Annotated in this window: 26 protein-coding genes, 1 tRNA gene and 1 riboswitch; of the genes, 25 read left to right on the top strand and 2 right to left on the bottom strand. The window is 36.1% G+C overall.

Going from position 1 to position 24,990, the window contains the following annotated elements; all coding sequences use genetic code 11:
• Positions 1 to 122 precede the first annotated feature (122 nt).
• The 24 genes from RTW14_RS03860 (at position 123) to RTW14_RS03975 (ending at position 23,810) form a co-directional block, all read left to right on the top strand.
• Positions 123 to 2,612, top strand: coding sequence for a LuxR C-terminal-related transcriptional regulator (locus RTW14_RS03860; RefSeq protein ID WP_312648372.1), 2,490 nt, complete (start codon positions 123 to 125; stop codon positions 2,610 to 2,612).
• Positions 2,613 to 2,722: 110 nt separating this feature from the next.
• Complete coding sequence (locus RTW14_RS03865; protein WP_312648373.1) at positions 2,723 to 5,092, top strand: S-layer homology domain-containing protein; 2,370 nt, start codon at positions 2,723 to 2,725, stop codon at positions 5,090 to 5,092.
• Positions 5,093 to 5,261: 169 nt separating this feature from the next.
• Positions 5,262 to 6,314 carry a spermidine/putrescine ABC transporter ATP-binding protein gene (gene potA / locus RTW14_RS03870; protein ID WP_312648374.1) on the top strand — a complete coding sequence of 351 codons (1,053 nt, stop codon included), beginning with the start codon at positions 5,262 to 5,264 and terminating at the stop codon, positions 6,312 to 6,314.
• A complete protein-coding gene (locus tag RTW14_RS03875) occupies positions 6,311 to 7,123 on the top strand; it encodes an ABC transporter permease (RefSeq protein WP_312648375.1) in 813 nt (270 codons plus the stop codon). Before potA ends, RTW14_RS03875 begins: the two co-directional genes overlap by 4 nt.
• Positions 7,120 to 7,965, top strand: coding sequence for an ABC transporter permease (locus tag RTW14_RS03880; protein ID WP_331654390.1), 846 nt, complete (start codon positions 7,120 to 7,122; stop codon positions 7,963 to 7,965). The genes RTW14_RS03875 and RTW14_RS03880 overlap by 4 nt, the downstream gene beginning before the upstream one ends.
• Positions 7,955 to 9,202, top strand: a complete 1,248-nt coding sequence (locus RTW14_RS03885) for an ABC transporter substrate-binding protein (RefSeq protein WP_312648376.1) — start codon at positions 7,955 to 7,957, stop codon at positions 9,200 to 9,202. Before RTW14_RS03880 ends, RTW14_RS03885 begins: the two co-directional genes overlap by 11 nt.
• Positions 9,203 to 9,217: 15 nt before the next feature.
• Complete coding sequence (locus RTW14_RS03890; RefSeq protein ID WP_312648377.1) at positions 9,218 to 9,766, top strand: beta-class carbonic anhydrase; 549 nt, start codon at positions 9,218 to 9,220, stop codon at positions 9,764 to 9,766.
• Between the two features lie 44 nt (positions 9,767 to 9,810).
• Positions 9,811 to 10,998, top strand: coding sequence for a CaiB/BaiF CoA transferase family protein (locus RTW14_RS03895; protein WP_312648378.1), 1,188 nt, complete (start codon positions 9,811 to 9,813; stop codon positions 10,996 to 10,998).
• A gap of 55 nt (positions 10,999 to 11,053) precedes the next feature.
• A riboswitch (TPP riboswitch) is annotated at positions 11,054 to 11,163 on the top strand.
• A 101-nt stretch (positions 11,164 to 11,264) separates the two neighbouring features.
• Complete coding sequence (locus tag RTW14_RS03900; RefSeq protein ID WP_312648379.1) at positions 11,265 to 12,023, top strand: ABC transporter permease; 759 nt, start codon at positions 11,265 to 11,267, stop codon at positions 12,021 to 12,023.
• An 11-nt stretch (positions 12,024 to 12,034) separates the two neighbouring features.
• Positions 12,035 to 13,036, top strand: a complete 1,002-nt coding sequence (locus RTW14_RS03905) for an ABC transporter substrate-binding protein (RefSeq protein WP_312648380.1) — start codon at positions 12,035 to 12,037, stop codon at positions 13,034 to 13,036.
• A gap of 44 nt (positions 13,037 to 13,080) precedes the next feature.
• A complete protein-coding gene (locus RTW14_RS03910) occupies positions 13,081 to 13,812 on the top strand; it encodes an ABC transporter ATP-binding protein (RefSeq protein WP_312648381.1) in 732 nt (243 codons plus the stop codon).
• A 1-nt stretch (position 13,813) separates the two neighbouring features.
• A complete protein-coding gene (locus RTW14_RS03915) occupies positions 13,814 to 14,581 on the top strand; it encodes a TatD family hydrolase (RefSeq protein WP_312648382.1) in 768 nt (255 codons plus the stop codon).
• A gap of 203 nt (positions 14,582 to 14,784) precedes the next feature.
• Positions 14,785 to 15,147 carry a response regulator gene (locus RTW14_RS03920; RefSeq protein ID WP_312648383.1) on the top strand — a complete coding sequence of 121 codons (363 nt, stop codon included), beginning with the start codon at positions 14,785 to 14,787 and terminating at the stop codon, positions 15,145 to 15,147.
• Between the two features lie 104 nt (positions 15,148 to 15,251).
• Positions 15,252 to 15,337: transfer RNA gene (locus RTW14_RS03925), tRNA-Leu, on the top strand.
• Positions 15,338 to 15,398: 61 nt separating this feature from the next.
• Entirely contained in the window at positions 15,399 to 15,797 is a 399-nt protein-coding gene (locus tag RTW14_RS03930; RefSeq protein ID WP_312648384.1) for a hypothetical protein, read from the top strand.
• Between the two features lie 147 nt (positions 15,798 to 15,944).
• Entirely contained in the window at positions 15,945 to 16,070 is a 126-nt protein-coding gene (locus RTW14_RS03935) for a hypothetical protein (protein WP_312648385.1), read from the top strand.
• 301 nt (positions 16,071 to 16,371) lie between these two features.
• A complete protein-coding gene (locus RTW14_RS03940; RefSeq protein ID WP_312648386.1) occupies positions 16,372 to 16,680 on the top strand; it encodes a hypothetical protein in 309 nt (102 codons plus the stop codon).
• Positions 16,681 to 16,763: 83 nt separating this feature from the next.
• The gene (locus tag RTW14_RS03945; protein WP_312648387.1) at positions 16,764 to 17,615 is read left to right on the top strand and encodes an AraC family transcriptional regulator; all 852 of its coding nucleotides are present in this window, start codon (positions 16,764 to 16,766) and stop codon (positions 17,613 to 17,615) included.
• Positions 17,616 to 17,701: 86 nt separating this feature from the next.
• Positions 17,702 to 19,153 carry a glycosyl hydrolase family 18 protein gene (locus RTW14_RS03950; RefSeq protein ID WP_312648388.1) on the top strand — a complete coding sequence of 484 codons (1,452 nt, stop codon included), beginning with the start codon at positions 17,702 to 17,704 and terminating at the stop codon, positions 19,151 to 19,153.
• Between the two features lie 145 nt (positions 19,154 to 19,298).
• On the top strand, positions 19,299 to 19,826 hold the full coding sequence (locus RTW14_RS03955; protein ID WP_312648389.1) for a PadR family transcriptional regulator: 528 nt from the start codon (positions 19,299 to 19,301) through the stop codon (positions 19,824 to 19,826).
• A 60-nt stretch (positions 19,827 to 19,886) separates the two neighbouring features.
• A complete protein-coding gene (locus RTW14_RS03960; protein ID WP_312648390.1) occupies positions 19,887 to 20,342 on the top strand; it encodes a DUF2889 domain-containing protein in 456 nt (151 codons plus the stop codon).
• Between the two features lie 111 nt (positions 20,343 to 20,453).
• On the top strand, positions 20,454 to 21,323 hold the full coding sequence (locus RTW14_RS03965) for an EFR1 family ferrodoxin (protein ID WP_312648391.1): 870 nt from the start codon (positions 20,454 to 20,456) through the stop codon (positions 21,321 to 21,323).
• A 175-nt stretch (positions 21,324 to 21,498) separates the two neighbouring features.
• Positions 21,499 to 23,175: a methyl-accepting chemotaxis protein gene (locus RTW14_RS03970; RefSeq protein ID WP_312648429.1), complete on the top strand. Its 1,677-nt coding sequence runs from the start codon at positions 21,499 to 21,501 to the stop codon at positions 23,173 to 23,175.
• A gap of 200 nt (positions 23,176 to 23,375) precedes the next feature.
• Entirely contained in the window at positions 23,376 to 23,810 is a 435-nt protein-coding gene (locus tag RTW14_RS03975) for a hypothetical protein (protein ID WP_312648392.1), read from the top strand.
• A 95-nt stretch (positions 23,811 to 23,905) separates the two neighbouring features.
• Here the strand turns inward: RTW14_RS03975 and RTW14_RS03980 are convergent, their stop codons facing one another.
• Entirely contained in the window at positions 23,906 to 24,337 is a 432-nt protein-coding gene (locus RTW14_RS03980) for a DUF6442 family protein (protein WP_312648393.1), read from the bottom strand.
• The gene (locus RTW14_RS03985; RefSeq protein WP_312648394.1) at positions 24,334 to 24,540 is read right to left on the bottom strand and encodes a helix-turn-helix transcriptional regulator; all 207 of its coding nucleotides are present in this window, start codon (positions 24,538 to 24,540) and stop codon (positions 24,334 to 24,336) included. Before RTW14_RS03985 ends, RTW14_RS03980 begins: the two co-directional genes overlap by 4 nt.
• Positions 24,541 to 24,731: 191 nt before the next feature.
• Between RTW14_RS03985 and RTW14_RS03990 the strand changes: the two genes are divergently transcribed.
• Positions 24,732 to 24,929, top strand: a complete 198-nt coding sequence (locus RTW14_RS03990) for a DUF6774 domain-containing protein (RefSeq protein WP_312648395.1) — start codon at positions 24,732 to 24,734, stop codon at positions 24,927 to 24,929.
• Positions 24,930 to 24,990 lie beyond the last annotated feature (61 nt).

The raw sequence follows: 24,990 nt of genomic DNA on the forward strand, positions 1-24,990 counted from the left end.
AGTATCAAAATAAAGATTTTTGGTTGAAGCGTGATTGTTTCTCTTTATATAAGCTTTAATAAAATAATTGTTATATAATGGACTAAAAGGAGAAAGGCTTTACAAGTTAACTGAGGTATGTTATGCAACAACAGAAAAATAGAACAAAACATATAGTTTATTTTAGCGACAAGCTGAATCAAAGGATGAAGCAGCTTGTAAATTATCCATGCACCCTAGTAGTAGCTCCTATGGGCTATGGTAAAACGACGCTGATATCTGAAGCCATGGCTGAAATAAATGCGGATATAGTATGGCAAAAGATTTATGACAAGACTGAAAGTGATTTCTGGGCTGGATTTTATCATGCAGTTGAAGAGATTGATGTTGAATGTGCACGCAGACTTTCGGCAATTGGGATGCTTGAAGGAAGGTTTATGAAACGTGAATTGATGTTGGTGCTTGAGTCACTTCATATAGCAAGAACCACTTTTCTTATTATTGATGATTATCACTTTGTCAAATCCAAGATTGCCGATGAGTTTCTATCGATACTTATCACAAACATGCCTGAAAACCTGCATCTAATTCTTATTACCAGAAATGCATTACCTGGGGCAAGAGAGTTGCAGCTTAAGGGCTATCTAAGCATAATAGCTTTTGATGATCTAGCATTTTCCAAGGCGGATATAAAACACTATTATCTTATACATGGCATCAAATTGGAAGAACAGCAGCTGGAACAGCTATACCGCTTCAGTGAGGGCTGGGTATCTGCTCTATATCTGTTTATGCTGGATTATAGGCAGCACGGAAGTTTTGTGTTTACATCCAGTGTTCCTGAGTTGGTGTATCAAACAATCTACGAGCCTTTAAACGATGAAATGAAAGATTTTCTTTTAGCTGTCTGCCAATTTGACGCGTTCACCTTAAAGCAGGCACAATCTGTATGGCAAAAGGAAAACACGGAGAAAATATTGGGGTATTTGTTGTACTCTAATGCTTTTACTACTCATGAGGAGATATTTGGAAAATATTCGTTACATAATATTTTTCAATTATGTCTTAGGGAGATATTTGGAAAACTTCCAGAGGAAATACAAAAAAAACTGTGGAGAAATACGGGGAATGCACTGCAGGAAGATGGTCAGCTTATTTCAGCCATGGACTGTTTTTATCATGCCAGACATTTTGATGGAGTGATGGAAATGCTGGGCACAGATAATCCCAGAGATTTAAGAGGTGAGAATAAAGAGTTAGTACTGCGCTGTTATGGAGAATGCCCGGAAGAGGTGAAAATGAGATATCCTTTGTCCATCCTGTCTTTTTGTATGGATATGACTACCTGGTTCCATGAGCCGGAATGGTTTGCACAGGGCTGCCGGGATTTTCATAATGCCATGCAGGCAAATCTTGAGTTTTCCAATGAGGAACGTGCACAGCTTTTGGGAGAATATCAACTGGTTTTATCCTACAATGCTTACAATGATCTTTTTAAGATGAGGGAATATCACGAAAAGGCATTTGCACTACTTAAAGAACCCCCAAGGTTTATTAGTACAAAAAATGTATTTACTTTTGGAGCACCATCAATTTTTTACTTGTACTACCATGAATCGGGAAATTTAGAAAATCTTATAACTCTTGTAAATAAGATACCTGGATGTTATACAAAATGTACGAACGGGCATGGCCAAGGTTATGCCTCTATCTTTAGGGGAGAATGGAGCTATTATCAGGGAGAATATAACAATGCAGAGATTGCTGTACTAGAGGGGATTTCTCTTGCCCGGGCAGAACAGCAGGAGGATATTGAACTGTGTGGTTTATTTATATTGGCAAAAATAGCTCTGTGCCGGGGTCAATCTACACAATTAACGGACTTAATGAGCCAAATTGAAAATCTAGCACGTCACGAGACCGAAGAATCCCGTACGTATTGGCTCCTATATGCTATGGATCTATGTAAGGGATATATATATGCAGAATTAGAGCAAGCAGATCAGATTGTGGAATGGATTCTAGAAAATCAATATGAGAAACATTTGATATTTAATTCAGTAGCCTATGCAAATATTGTTTATGGAAAAAGCTTGCTGCTTACAAGTGAGGATTCTAAGCTACTGGGTCTTGTAGAGCTTTTTCGCCGTCAGGCTTCTATTTTTCCCAATTTACTAGCTCTGATTTATACCTATATTTATGAGGCAGTAGCAGATGTTAGGCTGCTTCGTAGCACGGAAGCGGAAACTGCCCTGCTTTGTGCACTTGACATCGCCTTAAACGACAATTTAATTATGCCGTTTGTTGAAAATGGACGAGAGATTATAACTCTTTTGGAGAAAATTTCAGAGAATGAGCGATACCAATGTTTTATTGGAAAAATACAAGAGAATTATGATTCTTATAGGAGGTCGGTGGAAACTATTCAGGGTAAGTATTTTATGAAGAAAATGTCCGATATTACTCCTCGAGAGCGCCAGATTGGACTTTTGGCTGTGGAGGGACTGAATAACCGGCAAATTGCTGAGAAGCTTTACATTTCTCCTAATACTGTAAAGTCGGAGATGAAAAGACTGTTTACAAAGCTAGGTATCAATTCTCGTGTACTTCTTAAAAAGGAAATGTTTGATTAAAATAAATACCCAGTGGGTGATAGAAATGTGCTTCGAGCTATCATAAAATTGTATAATGGGTTTTAATAATGGAAACACGGTATCTGGATCTAAAATAAGGAGATAATTTTATGGGAAAACAAAGAACCTACCTAAAAAAAATAGCACTCATGCTAGTTGTGATAATTCTTAGTGGCTGCTTTGAAACGCTATCGGTTAATGCAGAAACCGCCGTTTTAGATGCTCCTACAGGATTGACCGCAACAATAACGGCAGAGGAGGAAGTAACATTAAGCTGGAACCAAGTAGCAGGAGCTACTAGATACCTAGTATATTGTAACGTATCAGATGGATATAAAGAAGCATCAGATGTAGCAGGGACAACCAGTTTACTAACAGCAAAAAAGGGGTTTCAATATTATTTTAAAGTAAAAGCGTACAATTATAATACAGGTGTAGAAAGTGAATACTCTTCTGAAGTAAGTGTAATCTCAGGAGCACCGACATATACTATAGCCCCAATAAATAAGCAGACAATGGCACCAAAGAAAGAAGGATATATTGGGGGAAGTCAGGAAGTAAAAACAATAAATATAACTAAGACTGGAACAGGTATCCTGCAAAATCTATCAGTAGCTTTAGATGGAGAGGGAGCTGACAATTTCATAATTACTCAACCAACTATCACTGAGTTAGGTGCAACTACACCGAATACAAGTTTTACAGTTAAAGCAAAAGATGGCCTAACAGTAGGGAACTATAAAGGGAAAGTTACAGTATCAGCGACCAATATGACTAATACCACTTTCGACATAACCCAAGTGATAAATACTAGTTCGACACCTGTAATTACAGCACATACAGCCCCGAGTGTATTAGAGGATGAACAGGATGTGGCTTTAGCAGATGATATTCAAGTCACTGACAGTGATGGTGATAGTCAGACAGTTACCATTAATGTAACAGGGGGTATAGTTACTCTAGGAACCACAGGAATTACCTTTGGTGGTGTGGGAAACCATTCTGCTAATTTTACCGCATCAGGTTCACTTGCGGATATTAATACTGCTTTAGATGCTGCCACATTTACTCCAACAAACAATTTAAGTGGAACAGGTGTTGCTAGTATCTCTTTTAAAGCAAATGATGGAGCAGCCGACTCTAATTTAGCTGCGGTTACATTTAATATTACCCCTGTAAATGATGCACCATCATTTATTAAGGGAGCAGATAGAACGGTTGCTCAGAATGCAGGAGCGCAAACCCTTAATAATTTTATTACGAATATTAATGACGGAGACACGGAGGCAGAACAAACATTATCCTTTAATGTTTCCAATAATAATCCTACTTTGTTTACAGTTCAGCTGGCAATTAATCAGGCTGGCGAATTGAGTTTTACTCCTAATCCAACAAAGGAAGGAAGTGCAACGATTACAGTATACCTTAAGGATGATGGCGGAACAGCAAATGGCGGTGTTGATTCTTCTGCTAGTCAGACTTTTGTAATAACAGTTACGAAACCAGCTGCTAAAGTTAACTCGGTTAGTGTACCAACAAATAAAACTTATATTACAGGGGAAAATCTTGATTTTACTGTTAATTTTGATAGACCTATAATGGTATCTACTGTAGGAGGAACGCCATATATTTCGATTATTCTAAATTCAGGTGGATCAGTAAATGCTTCTTATTTGAGCGGCTCAGGGACAACTGCTCTTGTATTTCGATATACAGTGGTTTCAGGAAACAATGACAATGATGGTATTTCTATGAATAATCAGATATTCTTAAATGGTAGTACCATAACTGATGGCCAGGGGAATGTTGCTATACTTACGCTTAATAACATTGGAAGTACCAATTCGGTGATAGTAAATACAAATGGCAGCAGTTCTTCCGGTAAGCACAGTGGGGGCAGCAGTAGTGCAGTAAAACAAACGGATACGGTAAAGCAGAAGGAAACACAATCCAAGAGTGAAGCACAAAAGAGCCTTGAAATAGTTAAAAAGGACGGGGCAGAAAAGGTTAAAAGCTTGAAGGATGTAAAGGAAAGCTCATGGTTTTATGAGGGAACAGTTAATGCCATAGGCAATGGATGGTTTGCAGGAACTACAGTAACCACCTTCAGCCCAAACAATCCAATGACAAGAGAAATGTTCAGAACCGTACTTGGAAGAATGGGTGGAGATGCCAATGATCTTATGGACAATAACAGATTAAAAGAAAACATCACAAAAGAGCAGCTTGTAACATTGCTTTACAGGATGGCACAGAAAAAGGGTGTTGTAAAGACAGGAGGACAGGATACACAGAATATTTCTGCTTTTGCAGACGGTGCTCAGGTTTCTTCATGGTCCAAAGAGGCCATGGCATGGGCAAATGCACAGGGGATCATAAAAGGAAATAACAGAAATATGCTTAATCCCAATTCCGTAACCTCCAGAGCAGAGGTTGCAGTAATGCTGATGAGATTTGATACTATTATCAGAAATCATTAATAATTACAATCATTAATAAAGAGAAACTATATACGGCAGGGTGGTAAACACCTTGCTGTTGTTTTTTTTGAGTAGTGAAACTACATTTTTATTCAATTGAAGTAAAATAGCAGGCATGATATAATACTTATTTAGAGTAATCACTGTACTAATTTTCGGAGGATGAATAATGAAGAATGACATTGTTGTCAGCTTGCAGAATATAGCAGCAGAATATGATGGAGAAAGAGTAATAGACAATTTGAATCTTGATATACGCAATGAGGAGTTTATTACTTTTTTAGGGCCATCAGGTTGTGGGAAGACTACCACTTTAAGAATTATAGGCGGATTTGTAGAACCTGTGGCAGGCAATGTTTTTTTTGATGGGAAGCGGATTAATGAACTGCCGCCTTATCAGAGGCATGTAAATACGGTATTTCAACGATATGCATTATTCCCGCATTTAAATGTATTTGAAAATGTGGCTTTTGGACTTAGACTGAAGAAAATGCCTGCGGACCAGATTCATAAAAAGGTTGAGTCTATGTTGGAGCTTGTGAATCTGTCAGGTTTTGAAAATAGAAAAATTAATCAGTTATCAGGAGGGCAGCAGCAGAGAGTAGCAATTGCTAGAGCACTTATAAATGAACCAAAGGTGCTTTTGCTAGACGAACCATTAGGTGCTCTTGATTTAAAACTGAGAAAAGATATGCAGATAGAATTGAAGAAGATTCAGCAGGCTTTAAAAATAACGTTTGTATACGTAACTCACGACCAGGAAGAGGCCTTAACTATGTCAGACCGGGTTATCGTAATGAGAAATGGGAAGATATTGCAGAGTGGTACGCCTCAGGATATTTACAATGAACCAGCAAATGCTTTCGTAGCTGATTTTATTGGGGAAAGCAATATTCTCAGTGGGGTAATGCATAAAGACTATCTTGTTGAATTTGCGGGGGTTCTTTTTGAATGCGAAGATTCAGGTTTTGAACCTATGGAAGCTGTTGAGGTAGTTATAAGACCAGAGGACATAGACGTAGTTCCTATAGAGCAGGGAAAAATAACGGGCAGGGTAGAGGATATTATATTTAAAGGGGTTCATTACGAAATTACAGTAAGCGGGCACGGGTTTAAATGGCTTATTCATTCTACAGACAGTCAGGAAGTTGGAAAAATGATAGGGATGATTCTAACTCCAAACGATATACATGTTATGAGAAAAATGGAGGAAAAGGAATGAATTCAAGACAGGTGGCTTATCCATATCTGATGTGGACAGTAGTATTTATTGCTGTGCCTTTGGGTTTGATTATGTATTTTGCATTTACGGATATGCAGGGAAGCTTAAGTATGGATAACTTAGTGCTTGCAGGACGATATTCGTCTGTATTTGTAAAATCCATCTGGCTGGCAGCAGTGTCTACCGTTCTTTGCCTGATTATTGGTTATCCTCTTGCTTATCTTATGTCAAGAATGAGAGGAATTGGAAGCAGAACTTTGCTGATGCTTCTAATGCTTCCTATGTGGATGAACTTTTTGCTGAGAACTTATGCATGGATGACTATTTTAGAAAATAACGGCATCGTAAATCAGATGCTAGGGTTTATAGGATTAGGACATTTAAATATGATAAATACTCAGGGAGCGGTTGTGCTGGGCATGATTTATAATTACATTCCATTTATGATTTTACCCCTGCATTCGGTAATGGTAAAAATTCAAAATGATGTGATTGAAGCAGCGCAGGATTTAGGGGCTGGCCCAAAAGATGTATTTACCAAAATCGTATTTCCTTTAAGCAAACCTGGCATTAAAACGGGTGTAATGATGGTTTTTGTACCTGCTGTGAGCACTTTTATCATTTCACAAATGTTAGGAGGCGGTCACAATCAGCTAATTGGGGATATCATTGAAATGCAATTCCTAGGGAATGCATACAACCCAAATTTGGGTTCAGCCATTTCGTTAGTACTTATGTTATTAGTTCTGATGTGCATGAGTGTATCAGGATTTCTTGATGATGAAGGAGTGGAGGAAAGACTACTGTGAGATGGTATTCAAAAACATATATCGGAGTATTCATGGCATTTTTATATCTGCCGATCATGATACTTATAATCTTCTCTTTCAATGATTCAAAAGGAAGAACTTTTACTGGATTTACGACAAAGTGGTTTACACAACTATTTAGTGATGGAGCTATTTTAGATGCACTATGGACCACTCTTGTAGTGGCACTCATTTCATCAGTAATTGCTACTATTATGGGTACAGCAGCAGCCATAGGAATGGAAAAAATGGACGCAAAACTAAAATCTGTGGTGATGAATTTAACTTATGTACCTATTATCAACCCTGAAATAATAACAGGTGTGTCCTTTATGCTTTTATTTGTTACAGCGAAAAAATGGTTTGCAACAATGGGAATGGATTTCGAATTTGGATGGACAACATTGATACTAGCGCATATTACGTTTAATGTTCCCTATGTCATATTAAATGTTCTCCCTAAACTACGCCAATTGGATCATTCACTGGTAGAGGCGGCTATGGATCTGGGATGCAATCCTTTACAGGCCTTTCTAAAGGTTGCGATTCACGAAATCAAGCCCGGAATTATAGCTGGATTCCTTATGGCACTAACTTTTTCAATGGATGATTTTGTAGTATCCTATTTTACAACGGGAGCGAAACACCAGACATTATCTGTTATGATTTATGCCATGACAAAGAAACGTATAAGTCCTGAAATAAATGCTTTGTCCACTATGATTTTTATTGCAGTACTTGTTGTTTTAGTGATTGTGAATCTGCTTGAACGTAAGGCAGAAAGAAAATCTAAATATAGCAGTGTAAAGTGGAAGGGTGGTGCACGAGATCATGTTAAATAAGAAAACTGTAAAAGGTATCTTAAGTTTTCAATTTACATTAATTATGGTTTTATTACTGTTGATTCCACCTGTATCCGTTGTAGCAGAAACACAACATGATGGAAAAAATATTCAGACCTATGACCGACAATATTATGGCCGTCTTAAAGGAAAAGATATTGAAATAAATGTGTATAATTGGGGAGAATATCTTTCAAATGGTGAGGCAGGTCAAATGGATATCAATGGTGAATTTGAAAAGCTTACAGGAATAAAGGTAAACTATTCAAATTATGAAACCAATGAAGGTATGTATGCAAAACTAAAGAGTGGAGCTAATTCCTATGATGTTATATTTCCATCGGATTATATGGTATCCAGACTTATTCAGGAAAAAATGGTGCAGCCATTAAATTATGAGAACATTCCTAACTTTAAGTACATAGGCAAAGGATTTAGAAATCCGGATTATGACCCGGGGAACCTTTATTCGGTCCCCTATATGTGGGGGCGTGTTTGTATTATTTACAATAAAAAAATGATAGGGCATAAGATAAAAAGTATAGATGAACTATGGAATACCAAATATTCAGGTGAAATACTTATGTTTAAGAATTCCCGAGATGCTTTTGCGATTGCACTTGAAAAACTGGGGTACAATATAAATACGGAGAACCATAAAGAGCTGGAGGAAGCAGCAGAATTATTAAAGCAACAAAAACCTTTAGTTCAGGCTTACGTTATGGACCAGATTTTTGATAAAATGCAAGGAAATGAAGCCGCTATTGCACCGTATTATATAGGGGATTACTATGTAATGAAGGGCGTGAATCCGGATTTGGATGTATTCATACCAAAGAATACAAATCTCTATATTGATGCTGTATGTATCCCGGCTGATGCCAAAAATAAGGAAGCAGCAGAAATGTATATTAACTATCTAAATGAACCTCAAGTGGCGGCCAGCAATGCTGAATATATTATGTACTCATCCCCAAACGACGAGGCAGTAAAGCTTTTAGATGCAGAGATACGTAATGACAAGAACTTGTATCCGCCAGAAGAAGAGTTGAAGGAAACTCAGTCATTTGTTAATTTATCAGAAAACACAAATTTGTTTATGGATCAGTTATGGACTGATATTTTATCTCAAGATGAAGCCTACCTTGACTGGGTAATGCCTGTATTTGTTATATTTTCTGTAGGTGTAATATTTACAAACAGCATACGTAAAAAACGTAAAAAAAGAGAAATGTAATGGAGGAATAGGAAGATGATCAATGATATCCTGGAATTCAATAAAAAGTTTGTAGAAGATAAAGGTTATGAAAAGTACATTACCAACAAATATCCAGATAAAAAATTGGCAATATTAACTTGTATGGATACGCGGCTGTTGGAATTGCTGCCTGCGGCTCTGGGAGTAAAAAACGGGGATGCAAAGATTATAAAGAATGCTGGTGGTGTCGTATCTCATCCTTTTGGAAGTGCTGTCCGTAGTCTGCTTGTAGCTATATTAGATTTGCAGGTAGAAGATATTATGGTTATTGGGCACACAGATTGTGGAGCACAGAGTATGGATGCTCAAAAGATGATTCAGAAATTAAAGGACAGGGGCGTATCAGAGGAAGATATAAATCTTCTTCATTATTGTGGTGTAGATTTTGACACCTGGCTGGGCGGATTTGACTGTGTTGAGACTTCTGTCAAAAATACTTTGGATATTTTAATCCACCATCCGTTAATTCCTAAGAATGTGAGAATCAGAGGATTTATAATGGATTCAGTCACTGGAGAACTCACTCCGGTAGAGTGTGACTAGCCTATCGTCAATAACTTATTGTTTAGAAAAGCAGGGAGTATATTATGGGAGCACTAGCTGGATTGAAAATTTTAGATTTTTCAACATTGTTACCAGGACCATTTGCAACGCTTATGTTAGCAGACATGGGAGCGGAGGTTTTAAAAGTAAGTTCAAAAAGTAAGGCGGATATAGTTATAGACTATCCGCCTTTTGTTGAAGGTACAGAAATCTCAGTAAATCAGGCATGGCTTGGAAGAAATAAAAAGACCATATCATTAAATTTGAAAGACGCTCAGTCAATTGAGATTATAAAAAAATTAATTTTGGAATATGACATCGTAATGGAACAGTTCAGGCCTGGAGTTATGGAGAAATTAGGCCTTGGATATGAAACATTAAAGGCTGTTAATCCCGAACTTATCTATTGTTCTCTAACTGGATATGGTCAGACGGGCCCACTAAAAATGAAGGCCGGTCATGATATAAATTATCTTTCAAGAAGTGGTAACATGGCACAGGCTGGAAGAAAATCCACAGGGCCTGTATTGACCAATATGCAGATAGCAGATGTGGCAGTAGGGTCAATGAATTCGGTTATTGGTATTCTGGCAGCAGTTCATTATAGAAATAATACAGGCAAAGGGCAGCAGGTGGATGTGTCTATGTATGATGGTTTAATTCCTTTTAACTCTATGGATGGAGCAGCCTTTTTAGCTACTGGAAAAGAACCTGGAAGAGAAGAAGAAAGGTTGAATGGGGGCTGCATATATGATTTCTACGAGACAAAAGATGGGAAATATCTAAGTGTGGGATGCCTGGAACCAAAGTTTTGGAACAATTTTTGTACGTGTATAGGAAGACCTGAATACATAGAAGGCACCGTTTGGCCTGCAGATATAGCAGAGGTAAAAGCAGATATAATAAGTCGGATTAAGGAAAAAAGTCTTAAGGACTGGATGGAAATTTTTAATGATAAAGACGTATGTGTAGAACCAGTTCTCAATCTGGAAGAGGCTTTGATTAAAGATGAGCATATGCAGGCAAGAAAAATGGTGGTTGATGTGGTCGTGCCTGAATCAGAAGGAAAAACGGTAAAACAATTAGGTTCCCCTATAAAGCTTTCAGAGTGCCCCATTGAATATAAACAAGGAGGATATCCTATCGGTTATCATACCTATGAGGTTATAGAGCAGCTTGGATTTACTAAGGAACAGATTAAGGAAATGGAGAAAAAAGGTGTATTCCGCTGAAGCAAAGGACTTTACAACTGGACTGGTTTGGTGTAGACTCATGATATAGATGAATAAAACATGCTAGGGGTGCTGGACTACTGGTTCAGCTGAGAATGCTTGATGCTAAACCCTTTGAACCTGATATGGTTAGTACCATCGATAGGAAAGCTTTTAAAATTAAGGATTAAGATAAGAATTTTTAAGAGTGTTTCCAAAAGAAGCGCTCTTTTTGTTTGCCTTATGCAAAGTGGCAAATATAAATAGCATTAGTTAGGAAAAGTGACATGAAAACAATAAGTAATAAAAAAATATGGGTTCCTATGGTAGTCTTTTTACTGATTCTGGCTGTATGGGAAATGTCCGTACGTATTGCGGAGATTCCCTTATATATCTTACCTGCACCATCAAAAATATGTTGTGCTCTGATTTCAGAACGGAGCATGCTTTTCATGCACGGAATGGTTACCTTAAAAGAAACGGTTATAGGTCTGATTATTGCCACAGTGTTTGGAGTTATATTGGCTATTATAATGGATAAATATGAATTGTTCCGAACTGCTGTATACCCTATTCTGGTAGTAAGTCAGACTGTGCCAGTAATTGTTTTAGCTCCAATTCTGATTATATATTTAGGCTTTGGCATGGCTCCTAAAATTTTGATTGTAATACTGATGTGTTTTTTCCCTATTGTTATAAATTTTGCAGATGGAATGAAACATGTTGATATTAACCAAGTAAATCTGGCAAGATTGTTTGGAGCAGGAAGCTTGAAAATCTATTGTATGGTTAAAATCCCTGCAGCAGCTTCATCTCTGTTCTCTGGACTTAGAGTGGCGGCTACATACAGCATTACAGGAGCAGTGGTTGGTGAATGGCTTTCTTCTAATAGTGGTCTTGGCTACTATATGTTAAGGGTGAAAAATGGATTTATGCTGGACAAAGTATTTGCATGTGTTGTTGTTATCGTTTTACTCAGCCTGTTAATGAATGGTTGTGTTAAACTGTTACAATATTTTTTAATGCCGCACTTGCGGAAGAATTAAGGAGAAGGAAAATGAAAAAGAAATTATTGGCTTTAGGACTGATTCTGACTATGGTTATGTCTATGGGTGCCTGCGGTGGGAAAAGTCAGAATGATGCAGAAAAAGAAAAAAAACTTCGTGATGTTACAGTGATTTTGGACTATGTTCCAAATACCAATCATACAGGTATTTATGCGGCGAAAGACTTAGGCTACTATGAAGAAGCAGGATTAAATGTGAATATTATTGAACCTACTGACGGAGCTACAGCAACTTTGATTGCCGCAGGAAAAGGCGATTTTGGTATTAGTTATCAGGAAGATGTTACCTATGCACTTGCTGCTGAAGATCCTCTTCCCATTAAGGCTATAGCAGCGGTTATTCAGCACAATACTTCTGGTTTTGCGGCTTATAAAGGAAAAAACATTACGTCGCCAAAAGACTTTGAAGGAAAGACTTATTCTGGATGGGGATCACCAGGGGAAGAAGCAGTTATTCATGCGGTAATGGAAAAATCAGGCGCTGATTTTAAAAAATTAAAGATGATTACAACAGATAGCTTAAGCTATGATATGCTAAAAGGAGACATTGATATTATCTGGATGTTCTGGGCATGGGATGGAATAGGTGCCAAAAGACAAGGCATTGATGTAAATTATATGGAACTGAGAGAACTTGATCCACGTTTAGACTACTATACACCAGTAATTATAGCTAATGACAGTACGCTTGAGAAGGACCCTGAAATGGTAAAAGCATTCTTAGCAGCAACAACAAAGGGGTATGAATATGCCATCGCTAATTCGGATGCCGCAGCAGAAATTTTGCACAAGTATGCTGATTCGTATGACTTAGATATGTTGAAGGAATCACAGGCTTACTTAGCTGGTAAATATAGTGAAGACAGTGATACTTGGGGTCTAATGAAGGATTCTGTCTGGGATAATTACACAGATTTTATGATGGAGAATGGCCTGATCAAGAAGAAAATTGCTGCATCAGATTGTTATACGAATGAATTCTTGCCAAAGTAGTTTGATGAAAAGATAAGAGTTCTGATTTAAAGAAGGTTGATGATATGAAGTTGAAGGTTACGGATGTGAGCTGCTCTTTTCAGGGCGAGACTATTTTGCAAAAAATGAATATGGAGGCTCAAGAAGGAGAATTTGTTAGCATATTGGGACCTTCTGGGTGCGGAAAATCAACTTTGCTTAACATTATGGCAGGTATTCTAAAAGCAGATTCAGGGCAGGTTTTTATAGATGATACATTAATCAATGGAATATCCCAGCATTTTGCCTATATGCCCCAGCAGGATTTGTTGTTCCCATGGAAGTCTATACTGGATAATGTTTGTTTATATGGCAGAATTCATGGGGACGTAAAAAATGCTAAAGTACAGGCCATGAAAAACTTTGCTAAATTTGGGTTAGCTGGATATGAAAATAAGTATCCAGCTCAACTCTCTGGCGGCATGAGGCAGAGAGCGGCTTTTTTAAGGACAGCTCTTTGCAACGCTGATATATTACTTTTAGATGAGCCTTTTGGAGCGCTGGATGTTATCACCAGAGGAGATATGCAGGATTGGCTGCTGAACATAAGAAAGGAGCTGGGAAGGACTATGATTCTTGTAACACACGATATAGATGAAGCAATTTATTTGTCAGACAGGGTCTTGGTTTTATCAGGAAAACCGGCTTCGGTAAAAAAGGAAATTGTTATCACTCAGAAAGTGCGTAATAAGGAATGGCTGTTTGAACAGCATGAGATACGCAAGGAGATTTATCGTATACTGAAAGGAATGGACTAAGGTGATATTTGACAGTCATACCCATATAGATACTGGCGTTGGTCTAGGTATTGGAATTGAAAAGAAAGATCCAGAACAGCTTACTGAGTTTAAAAAGTTAATAGAAGAAAAGCAATTGGGGGTTCTAGCCAATGCTGCTTGTATTTCTGAATATGAGGAATTATCCAAAATACCTGGAGTTTATATCTCTTTTGGCATTCATCCATGGAATGTTGATGAGTTTTGCATGGGCACAAAGGATATTCATTCCCTGAAACCCTTCTATGAAAAAGCTCATGCCATTGGAGAAATTGGTATGGATAGTGTCTGGTGTGACTGCGATTTGACATTACAAAGGAAGATTTTTATAGAACAGATGAATATGGCTGAAACTTTGGGAAAACCTGTTGTACTGCATACAAAGGGACAGGAAAAGCAGATTGAGGAAATCTTAAAAGACTATTCTGTTAGAAAGCTGGTGCATTGGTATTCCTGTGAACAGTATCTGGAAAATTTTATAGAGCAGGATTGCTACTTTACCGTAGGCCCTAACTATAAAACTAGCTTTGCTGTAAAAAAGGTTATAAGCTTAGTACCCTTAGAAAGGCTGCTGGTTGAAACAGATGGAATAAGTGCAGTGGAATGGGCAATAGCTAGAACAATAAAGGCAAAGGAAATCCCAGGGGTTTTAAGAGAAACCATAAAGGCTATTGCAGAAGAAAAGCATATAAATCAAGCAATTGTAGAGGAAAAATTGGAGCAGAACTTTTATAGATTTATAGGAATATAAACTATAATTTTAAATACAGAAGGATACAGCTTACAAAGGTAATACTAAGCTCGCATTGTAAGTTAAAGATGGTAGACAAAATAAAAAATTTGTACTATGATATAAAAAAGTGAGTATATTAAAGTTATTTTTAGAGGAGGGTGCAAGGACTTAACAGCCAATGAGTAATTAAATTATTGGTAGAAGTTTCAAGCAAGTGATTTATGAGAAAGATTTTACTAATTGATGATGCAGAATTCATGAGAGGACTATTTAAAAATTATTTAACTAACATTGAAGATATTGATATTATTGAGGCTAGTTGTGGTACTGATGGTATAATGATGTATAGATCAGAAGGTCCAGACTTAGTGTTGTTAGATATAACTATGGGCGATATTTCAGGGATAGAAGTTTTGAGAGATATAAAAGCATTTAATCCTTCCGCAAAGGTAATTATATGTTCCGCCATGGGTCAAGAATCATTTATTGCAGAGGCGGTAGAATTAGGGGCAATTGATTTCTTAGTTAAACCAGTTAAATCAGATTTATTAATTAATGCAGTTAATAAAGCTTTAAACGGTTAATATTATAAAATATACATATAAGATATCATAATTTGTAATTGACATGTAAAGTAAAGAAGAATAAAATGTAAATGTTTGGTTTACGTTGTACAATTAAATAATATGCGGATATGGCGGAATTGGCAGACGCGCACGGTTCAGGTCCGTGTGTTGAACAGACATGCAGGTTCGAATCCTGTTATCCGCACCATAGATACAAGCAGATTTCTGAGAAAGAAGTCTGGTTGTATTTTTATAGGGAGGAATTTATTATGGGAATATCAGGGCTAAATAATTACTACAATACTTATGCGTCATTAAAAACAGCAAGTGCAAAATCTAAAAGTGATACAGAGACAAATAGGACTGATTTATTTAAACATGAAGTATTGGGTTGGAAAGAAAAAGTCAAGAAAAAGATGGATGATGATTTGAAAAATGATCAAGAAAAAAACATAATGATGTCTGAAAAAGAATGGCATGCTTTAATGAAAAAAGTGGATAGTGCAATTAATGCTTATAAGGATGATGTAAAAACAGAGGCGAAAGCTGATTGTAAACTTAACAATGAAGATAAACGTGCTCATGATGACTCATCAGCGGAAATATTAAAAGGAAAAGAAGAAATTCAATTAAGTGCTAAAGATTTTTTGTCACTAACATCAAATTGATTAAATAATAAAACCTTGAGATTATAATAGATCTTAAGGCTTTTTTTATTTATTTTAACTGTGTATTTTATCCAAATACTTTTATTATATTTTTTATGAAAACTACATAAGCTATACGCATAATTAAATTGTGAAAGGATAAAAGGTATGGATACACAAAATATGAATTTTGCTGATATTTCATCAGAAGACGTTAAAGCTCTTAATAGTGTACAAAATCAGATTAAAACAAAAGAAGGAAAAGATATTGTTTTATTAGCATACGAAAAATAAAAAATTGAATACAGAAACTTAAATTAAGGAATCTCATTATTAGTCCACTATTTACCATTAATATGGTTATAGTGGATTTTTGTTATAAAAATTGAGCAAAAATCACATTTCATACTTTGGAGGCAACATCTTAAACAGATTGTATTGACATTTTTTACAAAAAGAGCATTATGTTAAGATAATAAGAAAAAAGGGGAATGCAGTATAAATAAGAGGCATTTTAGCATGTAAAGATTATCAGGGTTTATCAAATTCTGAAATTATACAGAGGATAAAGCAAGATATTCCAGATGACGGAAGTTTGGAAAGTAAAGTAGAAGTAATGGATCGTTTATGGGGTATGGGGGTTATAAGCAATGAGGCCCATGTTGCGTTTGGTTTCAGTATAGACCGTATACAATGGCGGGCTTTTAAAGAGGCAGTTGGTGAAGAAGCGGCGAAAGATAATAAAGTTTTTCGTAACTGGATTAAAAGTGGGGGGACAGAAAATATAAAGATGAGCTGGGGAGAGATGAAAGAATTTATGAACAGTAGCATGAACATAGCCGAGGTGTATGGGCAAAAGGTAAAAGAAGAATTAGATAATTTATTTGATAATCTGATGAAGTAAGAAGGTCTGCTCGTTAATTTGTGCACGAAAAGAGAGGAAAAACAATCTATAGATATTATACTTAATCATAAGGAGCTGATTACATGGAATGGATTGAAAGACTAAATAAAGCAATAAACTATATCGAGGAACATATTACAGAAGAGATTGATTATGAACAGGTGGCAAAAGTTGCCTGTTGTTCAACCTATCACTTTCAAAGAATGTTTGCCTATATGGCAAATGTTCCCCTTTCTGAATACATTCGCCGCAGACGTATGTCCCTTGCTGCAGTTGATTTGCAAAATGGTGGTGAAAAGATTATTGATGTTGCCCTTAAGTATGGTTATACTTCTCCAACAGCTTTTAATCGGGCTTTCCAAAGCATACACGGCGTTGCACCATCCGTTGTAAAAGAGAGTACAATTCCATTGAGGGCTTTTACACCGATCAGCTTCAAAATTAGTATAAAAGGAGCAGAAGAAATGATTTACAGAATTGAAAAGAAAGATAGTTTCCGTATTGTGGGGGTTGCACAGCCTCTGAATAAAGAGATTGAAAAGAATTTTGAAATTGTTCCACAAATGTGGCAAAAAGCGGCTATGGATGGAACGGTACAGAAATTAGTTACTATGATGGACACCCCATTAGCAGGGATACTGGGAGTAAGTGTCTGCAATAGTCTGGAGGATTGGAGATATTTTATAGCTGTTGCAAGTACAAAAGCTATAGATGATACATTAGAAGAATATATGGTTCAGCCTTTTACTTGGGCAATATTTTCAGGTGAAGGTCAGTGCCCGCAGGCAATACAGGAATTAGAAAAGCGAATAGTGACCGAGTGGCTTCCTACATCAGGATATGAATATGATAACGGACCAGATGTAGAGGTTTATTTAAATGAAGATCCTATGAATGCAAAGTTTGAAGTTTGGATTCCGGTTAAGAAAAAATAACTTTAATTTGTATTTTTCTATGTTTTCCTTTACTATATTTAAAGAGGGGAATGTTTATTTATATGTGAAAGAGAAGGAATAGGAAAATGGGACTAATAAAAAAAAGTATTTGTTTTTTTAGGATTACGGTTATATTTGCAATGATTATTGCCATGCTGCTGCCTGCTGCAGGTTTTGCTAGCGACAACAGCAACGTTGGTACAAATCAGCGTGCAGATGGGTTTAAAGTAGTTGGATATTATTGTGGAGAATGGTTTGATGTACCAGTGGAAAAGTTACAATCTGAAAAACTTACACATATTATGTACGGTTTTGTGATTCCTAGAGAGGATGGTACCTGCAAACCTTTTGAAGAACCAGAAGAGTTAAAACTGCTGATTCAAAAGTGCCACAGCACGGAAACGAAAGTATATGTTTCTATAGGAGGCTATAGGGACAAAAGTGGAACACCTCTATTTCCTGTGTTTGAAAAAATTGCAGCAGATGACAGCCTAAGAAAAACTTTTGTAGATAATGTTATAGCTGTTGTAGAGCAGTATGGATTTGATGGTGTTGAAATAGATTGGGAGTATCCAAAGTATAGTACCAGCGCCAATTACGAAAAAACCATTGTCCAGTTATCCGAAAAGCTGAAACCAATGGGTAAAGGGCTGTCTACGGCATTACCGGGAACTGGAAGTACAGATGGTAAAAAAGTCTGGGAAGCACTGGAAGGAGTTACTGACAAAACATTAGGGTGTTTTGATTTTATCAATCTAATGTGTTACGATTTACAGACTGATCCCAATCATAGCCCTATATGGTATGCAAACACAACTATAAACTATTGGAAAACCTACAGAAATGTACCAGCAGAAAAATTGGTATTAGGGATGCCTCTATATGCAAGGCCAAGCTGGCAGCAATACAGATTTCTGGTAGATATGGATAAATCCAATGCTTATAAGGATTATCTTAAAACAGAGCCGCTTGAATCAACCTACAACGGACTTAACACTCTTCGTGAAAAAACTGTAATTGCCCTCAGAAAAGCTGGAGGGGTTATGCTCTTTGATGTTAATGAAGATACCTATGATGAAACCAGTGTAGTATCTATGATAGATGACACTCTTGCAGCCATGGGCGGATTGAGCAGTGAGGATCTTAATCATTATATTGGGGTAGTTATTGATAATAAACCGTTAATCTTTAGTTCCAAGGATGGAATGGGAATGCCGTTTATTGATGAAAATAACAGGACCCTTGTTCCCGTACGAAAGCTGCTTGAATCTGTTGGAGCAAATATTGATTACACTTCAAATGCAGGAGGAAAGGTTTCTTCTGTTAGCGCAGACCTGAATGAAACACATATTACAATTAATATCGGCAGTAATGAGTATTCGGTAAATGGGAAAACATTAACTATGGATACTGCAGCGGTAATAAAGGATGGAAGAACCTATTTGCCAGCGCGTCCTATACTTGAGGCTTTTGGTTACGATATGTCTTTCAGCCAAGCAGGAAAATGTGTATACGCAACATCAAAGACTGATAAATAAATTCAATAAACAGGCAGTATTTTGTTTAGGTAAAAAATACTGCCTGTTTCATTTTAGAGGAAAGAAAATATTATTTTAACTCTTGACAGTCCCTTTAATAACGTATAATCTATAAATAATCAGTACTGACTATTTGGGAGGGTAAATGAAAATTCAATTTTACGTTTTAGGTCTTTTACTTCGGTATGGGCCTCAGCATGGATATATGTTAATGCAAAAGGTGGAACAGCAGATTTCAGATTTTGCCCAGATTAAGCTTCCAACGATATACTATCATTTAGATAAGCTTAATGAAAAAGAATATATATCAGCCACCTATGAAAAAGACGGAAATCGACCTGAAAAAAAGGTATATAGCATCACCCCGAACGGTGAGCAGTACTTTTATGAACTCTTAAAAAAAATGCAGGCAGAAGAATTGAAATTAGAATTACCCTTTGATGGGATAATCTTTTTTCAAGACCGAATGGATAAAAATGAGTTTTGTGAATCAATAAAATCCGCAATACTTACCATAGAATCAAAACTGAAGCATATCATTGCTCACCAGCAGAATGTTTTATGTGTCATACCAGAAGGCGGTAAATTAGGTACAAGGGCAATATTTAATCATCATATTTACCATTTAGAAGCTGAATTGAAATGGTTAAAAGAAATTGAAAAGGGGATATAACCCCTTTAATTTTTACGCATATACTCAGCGCTGAGTATATACGATTGAAAGGAGATATTTATGAAACTAGCTACAGAACGTGACTTTAACGTCAAGTATTACGAAAAAGAGGAAGGCAGAAATATCTGGATTGTAGAATCTCATTTAACAGATGAACAACATGATATTCTTGTTATACTGGAAATAGACATGGACCAGATGCAAATCATTAATGCAAAAATTGAACTTAACAGATACCCCATTAAGGAATGCAAATTGATTGAAACTATGGCAAGCAAGCTTGTAGGATTAAAGATTGATCACTACTTTTCTCAGAATGCAATGAAAATAACAATGGGACCTGAAGGATGTCCTAATATAATGACGTTACTGAATATATCGGTTCCTGGAATTATATATTACTATTATCCATATAAAATAAAAATAGGAGAAATGACACAGGAAGAATTCTTTAAGATTTTAAGGAAAAAAGAAAAAAATGCCTGCATGGCGCATACTATGCTGTTTACGGATTGAAAATCTCATCATGCTGTTTGATTGAATTAAATGGGAATCAATTATATAATAAATAGAGGAGACAATTATATAATTATAAGATATTGATTCATATTTTTAAGGAGAAGTTTTATGGATACAAACTATAAATCAATAAGGATTGCATATTTTTCAGGAACAGGCTGCACAGAAACCGTTGCTGACTGTTTAGAAAAGCAGCTGATAGAAAGTGGAATTGACGTTACGAAAACAAAGATTTCATGTAATACTGCCAGCTACACGGAAGAAACAGATTTACTGATTATACTTTCTCCAGTATATGCTTTCGGTTTAGCAGATATTGTTGAAAAGTGGCTTGCGGGGCTGCCCCATGTTGAACATACTAAAGCGGTGATTATTTCAGTATCTGGTGGAGGGGAAGTATCCCCTAATACGGCATGCAGAATGAGAAGTAAACGTATTTTAAAAGGAAAAGGTTATGATGTGGTTTACGAAAAAATGATTGTTATGCCTTCTAATTTCGGTGTTGAAACTCCAGAGGAACTATCGGTCAGATTGATTAATGTACTGCCCGTAAAGGTTGAGTCCATTATATCGGATATTTTATCAGGCAATCATAATACAGTTGAGCCGGAATTTAAAGACAGAATTTATGCGGCGGCAGGTAGAATGGAGCACTTTGGTGCAAAAGTATTCGGGAGATTTATTTATGCCTCTGATAGTTGTAATGGATGTGGGCAATGCATTAAAAACTGCCCGAAAGAAAATATCAGTATGCATAACGGAAAAGTAAAATTTGGATTCAAGTGTATCTGGTGTCTTAAGTGCATATATGGATGCTCCTGTGGGGCACTATCTCCTGGAATAGTGAAATCCTCAGTCTTAAAGAATGGATTCAACATTAACCGAGTAAAAGAAATGGCTGGCGAAATGGGTGATGATGGCAATAAAGAGATTTCAAGTGCCATGTGGAAGGGTGTCATTGAGTACTTAAAGGACTGAAAACTGGCAAATTGCAGAAGTAAACTGAAAATTAATTAATAAATAAGAATATTCATAAGACACTAATTTTAATATAAATTATACCGATATACTAATTAGGCAATTTTTCCAATATTCCTAAAAATGCAGAAGTTATCTTTATAGGGAAATGTAGTAAGGAGGTATAATTAAATTGATGAAACATCTAAAGATTTCCAGAAAACTTCAAATTGGATTTTTAATATCAATAATTGTTACTTGTATTGTTGGTAGTATAGGAATATTTGGAATGAGCCAGATAAGTGAGGCAGATCAGTCATTATATGATCAGCAGACAAAACCGTTGGATTACTTGGCAAAAATGATTCAGTCTGTACAGGCAATTCAGATTGAAGAAAGGAATGCAGTCCTAAACTCTGGAGATAGTTCTAAAATCCTGCAAATTGAAGGCAAGATTGATGAGTACAATAAAACATTTTTGGAAAATCAGACTAAATATTTATCTACTCTTAAAATTGCAGAGGGCATAAATTTAGTTAAAGGAGCTGGCAAGATTTATAGTGACAATTATCTGACAGGAGTAAAAGTAACATTAGACTTTGCAGCACAAGGTGATTTAGAGCAGGCAAAGACTAGTATGACTCAGGGCGTTGAGCAAGCCAATGAGATTGTAGGTACATATAATCAGTGTTTTAAAAACAGTAATCGTGATGCTGTAAGCAAAAGCACCTCTAATGAAAAACTTACTTATGATTTAACAATAATATTAATCGGCATGATTTTAATAGGTGTTGTTGCCTGCATCTTATTATGTCTAGTGATTGTAAAATCAATTAGTAAGCCTTTGGATGAATTAGTTTATGCTACAGAACAGTTTTCTAAAGGAGATTTAAGTGCGGAAATTACTTACCAGTCAAAAAATGAGATTGGCAGATTAGCAGATTCTCTTAGATCTGTTTTCACATCACTTCAGAATGTTGTTAGTGAAATCTCTTATGCATTGGGTAAAATATCTGAGAAGGATATTTCTATGGATAGTATAAGAAATTATGCTGGAGATTTTGCTCCTATTTCAACATCAATGAATACAATTTTAAATGTTTTAAACGAGTTCTTTTCCATCATTCAAGTTTCAGCAGAACAAGTACGAAGTGGCTCTGGGCAAGTCTCCGGTGGAGCACAGGAATTGGCACAGGGAGCAACAGAACAAGCAAGTACTATAGAAGAGGTATCTGCTTCTATTTTTGATGTATCACAAAAGGTAAAAGAAAATAGCAATAATGTTCTACAAGCAGTTGAATTTATTGATGGTACAACAAGACATGTAAAGGAAAGTAACCTGCAGATGAAAGGAATGCTCTCAGCTATGGAAGCAATAGAAGCATCTTCAAGCGAAATCAGGAAAATCATCAAGGTAATTGATGACATTGCATTTCAGACTAATATTTTAGCGCTGAATGCTGCGGTTGAAGCTGCCAGAGCTGGTCAGGCAGGGAAAGGTTTTTCCGTTGTTGCAGAAGAAGTGCGTAATCTAGCTGCCAAATCTGCGGATGCGGCAAAACAGACTACTCAGCTAATTGAAAGCTCTATTAGAAAGGTGTCTGAAGGCTCGCAAATAGCAAATAACACAGCGCAAGTTCTTGATGAGGCAACTTTACAGATAGAACATGTAGAGAAACAGATCCGTGAAATAGAACAGGCTTCTGATGTGCAGGCCAATGCAATGCTTGAGATTTCTCAAGGAATTGAGCAAGTATCTGCTGTTGTTCAAACCAATTCAGCCACTTCAGAAGAGAGTGCGGCTGCAAGCGAAGAGCTTACAGCACAGGCAGATATGCTAAAAGAAGAACTTATAAAGTTTAAACTAAGATAAGAAATAATATTGATTGGAAAGATAGCTGTAATATAAAGAAATTGATGCAAAAAAATTGACAAATTAGAATTCAGAAAGAGTCTGAAGCCTTAGTTTGTCAATTTTTATATTATTTATATTTTAATTTACTTTTTGAATATTTAATGTAATAATATGCTTAAGATACACGGCAATTGATTAATACTGTAGGAGGCGATTTTATGCTTGATTTAAATTCTATGATTGGGTTAATCTGTATGGTTGGAATTTTATTGATATTTTTAATAATAATAAAATTAACCGGGCTGGAGAGTTGGCGAATAACTTTAAATGAAACCTTAACAGTATACATAGATGTAAAAGAATTAAATCCTAATTTATCAGACAAAGAAGTATTTATGAGTGTATTAGATAAAAGATATAAAATGGAAATGTATTATGCTAAAAAAGAGAAAATGAAATATATGATTGAAAAGGAAATCGAAGAAGGCCGATCCATACTAAATCGATATAATCTGCCAATATTGATATACATAAGCTTAATGATTGAGAAGAATAAAATATTTAAAACCTATCCAACGGCACATGACATATTAACCGTAATAAAATTAGAATTACAAAGGCAAGGAATGTTAAATATAAACATGTGTAAGTAGTGTTAAGGCAATGATGAACACAAAATTCATATATAAAAATTTATAAACAAATAAAAGTATAGAAAAAAGATTAGGTTAGCCCTAATCTTTTTTTACTACATTTCTTTATCATATTTGAATCGATAGTAAATTCCATAGATGGTAATAAAGAGATATGCAAATACCATAAGCAAAATTGTTATCATATCAATTCCCATTAAAGCAAATGCAAACAATAACGCCCCAAAGACAAATATCATCATATCGTAAGCTTTTGCTTTTGCGCGATTTCCAATGGCTATGTTTCGTTCATCGTTCCTGTCTATTTCCAGCTGTTTTTCCAAATCTGGATTGCTTTTTATTGCTTTATGGCTGATGATATTTCCCATGCCATGGCCAAAAACTCCGCAGCCAAGCCCGACACAGACATAAGGCAAGGCTCGAAAAATGCCTTGCGGATCTGGAACTGTTTTTACAAGGTATAAACCAATTCCAAGCAGCAATAATCCTAAAATTGTCAGTAAATTTGATGAAATGATTCTTTTCACTTTGTATTATCCTCCTCATAGATAAAAATTTCTTCAATACTCATTTGAAAATAACGGGCAATCTTAAATGCTAAAACTATGGACGGATTATATCGCCCATTTTCAAGTGAACCTATTGTTTGTCTTGATACTTCCAAGTCTACCGCAAGCTCTTCCTGCTTTATGCCCTTTTGCTTTCGGATTTCTTCCAATCTATTTTTCAAATTCGGTTTCCTTTCTTCAAACATGGAAAGTTAACTTAACATGATTCAGTATAACGGTAATGAATAGATATGTCAAGTATACTTTCCATAGATCTAAGAAATCAGCAGAAAAATATCGCTGTTAATCACACTCTAAAAATTATTTTAATATTTTTTTAAAATCTTCATAAATTGAAATGAGGTGATTTTTCATGAATTCATGCGAATTAGTATCCGCTATAACTGCACTTGCCATTATAATTGCAAACCAAACACCAAATGATGATGAATTGAGTCTATTGGCTTCATCACTAAACCAGCTTGGCGATACATTAGCTACAATTGCGGCACAACGTGAATTGCAGGAAAGTCAAAGTGCATCTTTGAAAAAGCCTACATCAACAGAATAAAACTAGGCCTCAAAAACACTGACCATAATAGTATCTTAACGATTAAGGAATCCCTTAATTT

Origin of the sequence: Aminipila sp. (assembly GCF_032051575.1) — a bacterium.
Taxonomy (GTDB): Bacteria; Bacillota; Clostridia; order Peptostreptococcales; family Anaerovoracaceae; genus Aminipila.

Excerpts from the sequence above, each read along its gene's own strand:
- RTW14_RS03895 (WP_312648378.1), top strand. The coding sequence starts at position 9,811 with ATGGGAGCACTAGCTGGATTGAAAATTTTAGATTTTTCAACATTGTTA.
- RTW14_RS03935 (WP_312648385.1), top strand. The coding sequence starts at position 15,945 with ATGGATACACAAAATATGAATTTTGCTGATATTTCATCAGAAGACGTT.
- RTW14_RS03905 (WP_312648380.1), top strand. The coding sequence starts at position 12,035 with ATGAAAAAGAAATTATTGGCTTTAGGACTGATTCTGACTATGGTTATG.
- RTW14_RS03900 (WP_312648379.1), top strand. The coding sequence starts at position 11,265 with ATGAAAACAATAAGTAATAAAAAAATATGGGTTCCTATGGTAGTCTTT.
- RTW14_RS03945 (WP_312648387.1), top strand. The coding sequence starts at position 16,764 with ATGGAATGGATTGAAAGACTAAATAAAGCAATAAACTATATCGAGGAA.
- RTW14_RS03885 (WP_312648376.1), top strand. The coding sequence starts at position 7,955 with ATGTTAAATAAGAAAACTGTAAAAGGTATCTTAAGTTTTCAATTTACA.
- RTW14_RS03890 (WP_312648377.1), top strand. The coding sequence starts at position 9,218 with ATGATCAATGATATCCTGGAATTCAATAAAAAGTTTGTAGAAGATAAA.
- RTW14_RS03860 (WP_312648372.1), top strand. The coding sequence starts at position 123 with ATGCAACAACAGAAAAATAGAACAAAACATATAGTTTATTTTAGCGAC.
- RTW14_RS03930 (WP_312648384.1), top strand. The coding sequence starts at position 15,399 with ATGGGAATATCAGGGCTAAATAATTACTACAATACTTATGCGTCATTA.
- RTW14_RS03920 (WP_312648383.1), top strand. The coding sequence starts at position 14,785 with ATGAGAAAGATTTTACTAATTGATGATGCAGAATTCATGAGAGGACTA.
- RTW14_RS03975 (WP_312648392.1), top strand. The coding sequence starts at position 23,376 with ATGCTTGATTTAAATTCTATGATTGGGTTAATCTGTATGGTTGGAATT.
- RTW14_RS03990 (WP_312648395.1), top strand. The coding sequence starts at position 24,732 with ATGAATTCATGCGAATTAGTATCCGCTATAACTGCACTTGCCATTATA.
- RTW14_RS03965 (WP_312648391.1), top strand. The coding sequence starts at position 20,454 with ATGGATACAAACTATAAATCAATAAGGATTGCATATTTTTCAGGAACA.
- RTW14_RS03865 (WP_312648373.1), top strand. The coding sequence starts at position 2,723 with ATGGGAAAACAAAGAACCTACCTAAAAAAAATAGCACTCATGCTAGTT.
- RTW14_RS03910 (WP_312648381.1), top strand. The coding sequence starts at position 13,081 with ATGAAGTTGAAGGTTACGGATGTGAGCTGCTCTTTTCAGGGCGAGACT.
- RTW14_RS03875 (WP_312648375.1), top strand. The coding sequence starts at position 6,311 with ATGAATTCAAGACAGGTGGCTTATCCATATCTGATGTGGACAGTAGTA.
- RTW14_RS03950 (WP_312648388.1), top strand. The coding sequence starts at position 17,702 with ATGGGACTAATAAAAAAAAGTATTTGTTTTTTTAGGATTACGGTTATA.
- potA (WP_312648374.1), top strand. The coding sequence starts at position 5,262 with ATGAAGAATGACATTGTTGTCAGCTTGCAGAATATAGCAGCAGAATAT.
- RTW14_RS03970 (WP_312648429.1), top strand. The coding sequence starts at position 21,499 with ATGAAACATCTAAAGATTTCCAGAAAACTTCAAATTGGATTTTTAATA.
- RTW14_RS03955 (WP_312648389.1), top strand. The coding sequence starts at position 19,299 with ATGAAAATTCAATTTTACGTTTTAGGTCTTTTACTTCGGTATGGGCCT.
- RTW14_RS03960 (WP_312648390.1), top strand. The coding sequence starts at position 19,887 with ATGAAACTAGCTACAGAACGTGACTTTAACGTCAAGTATTACGAAAAA.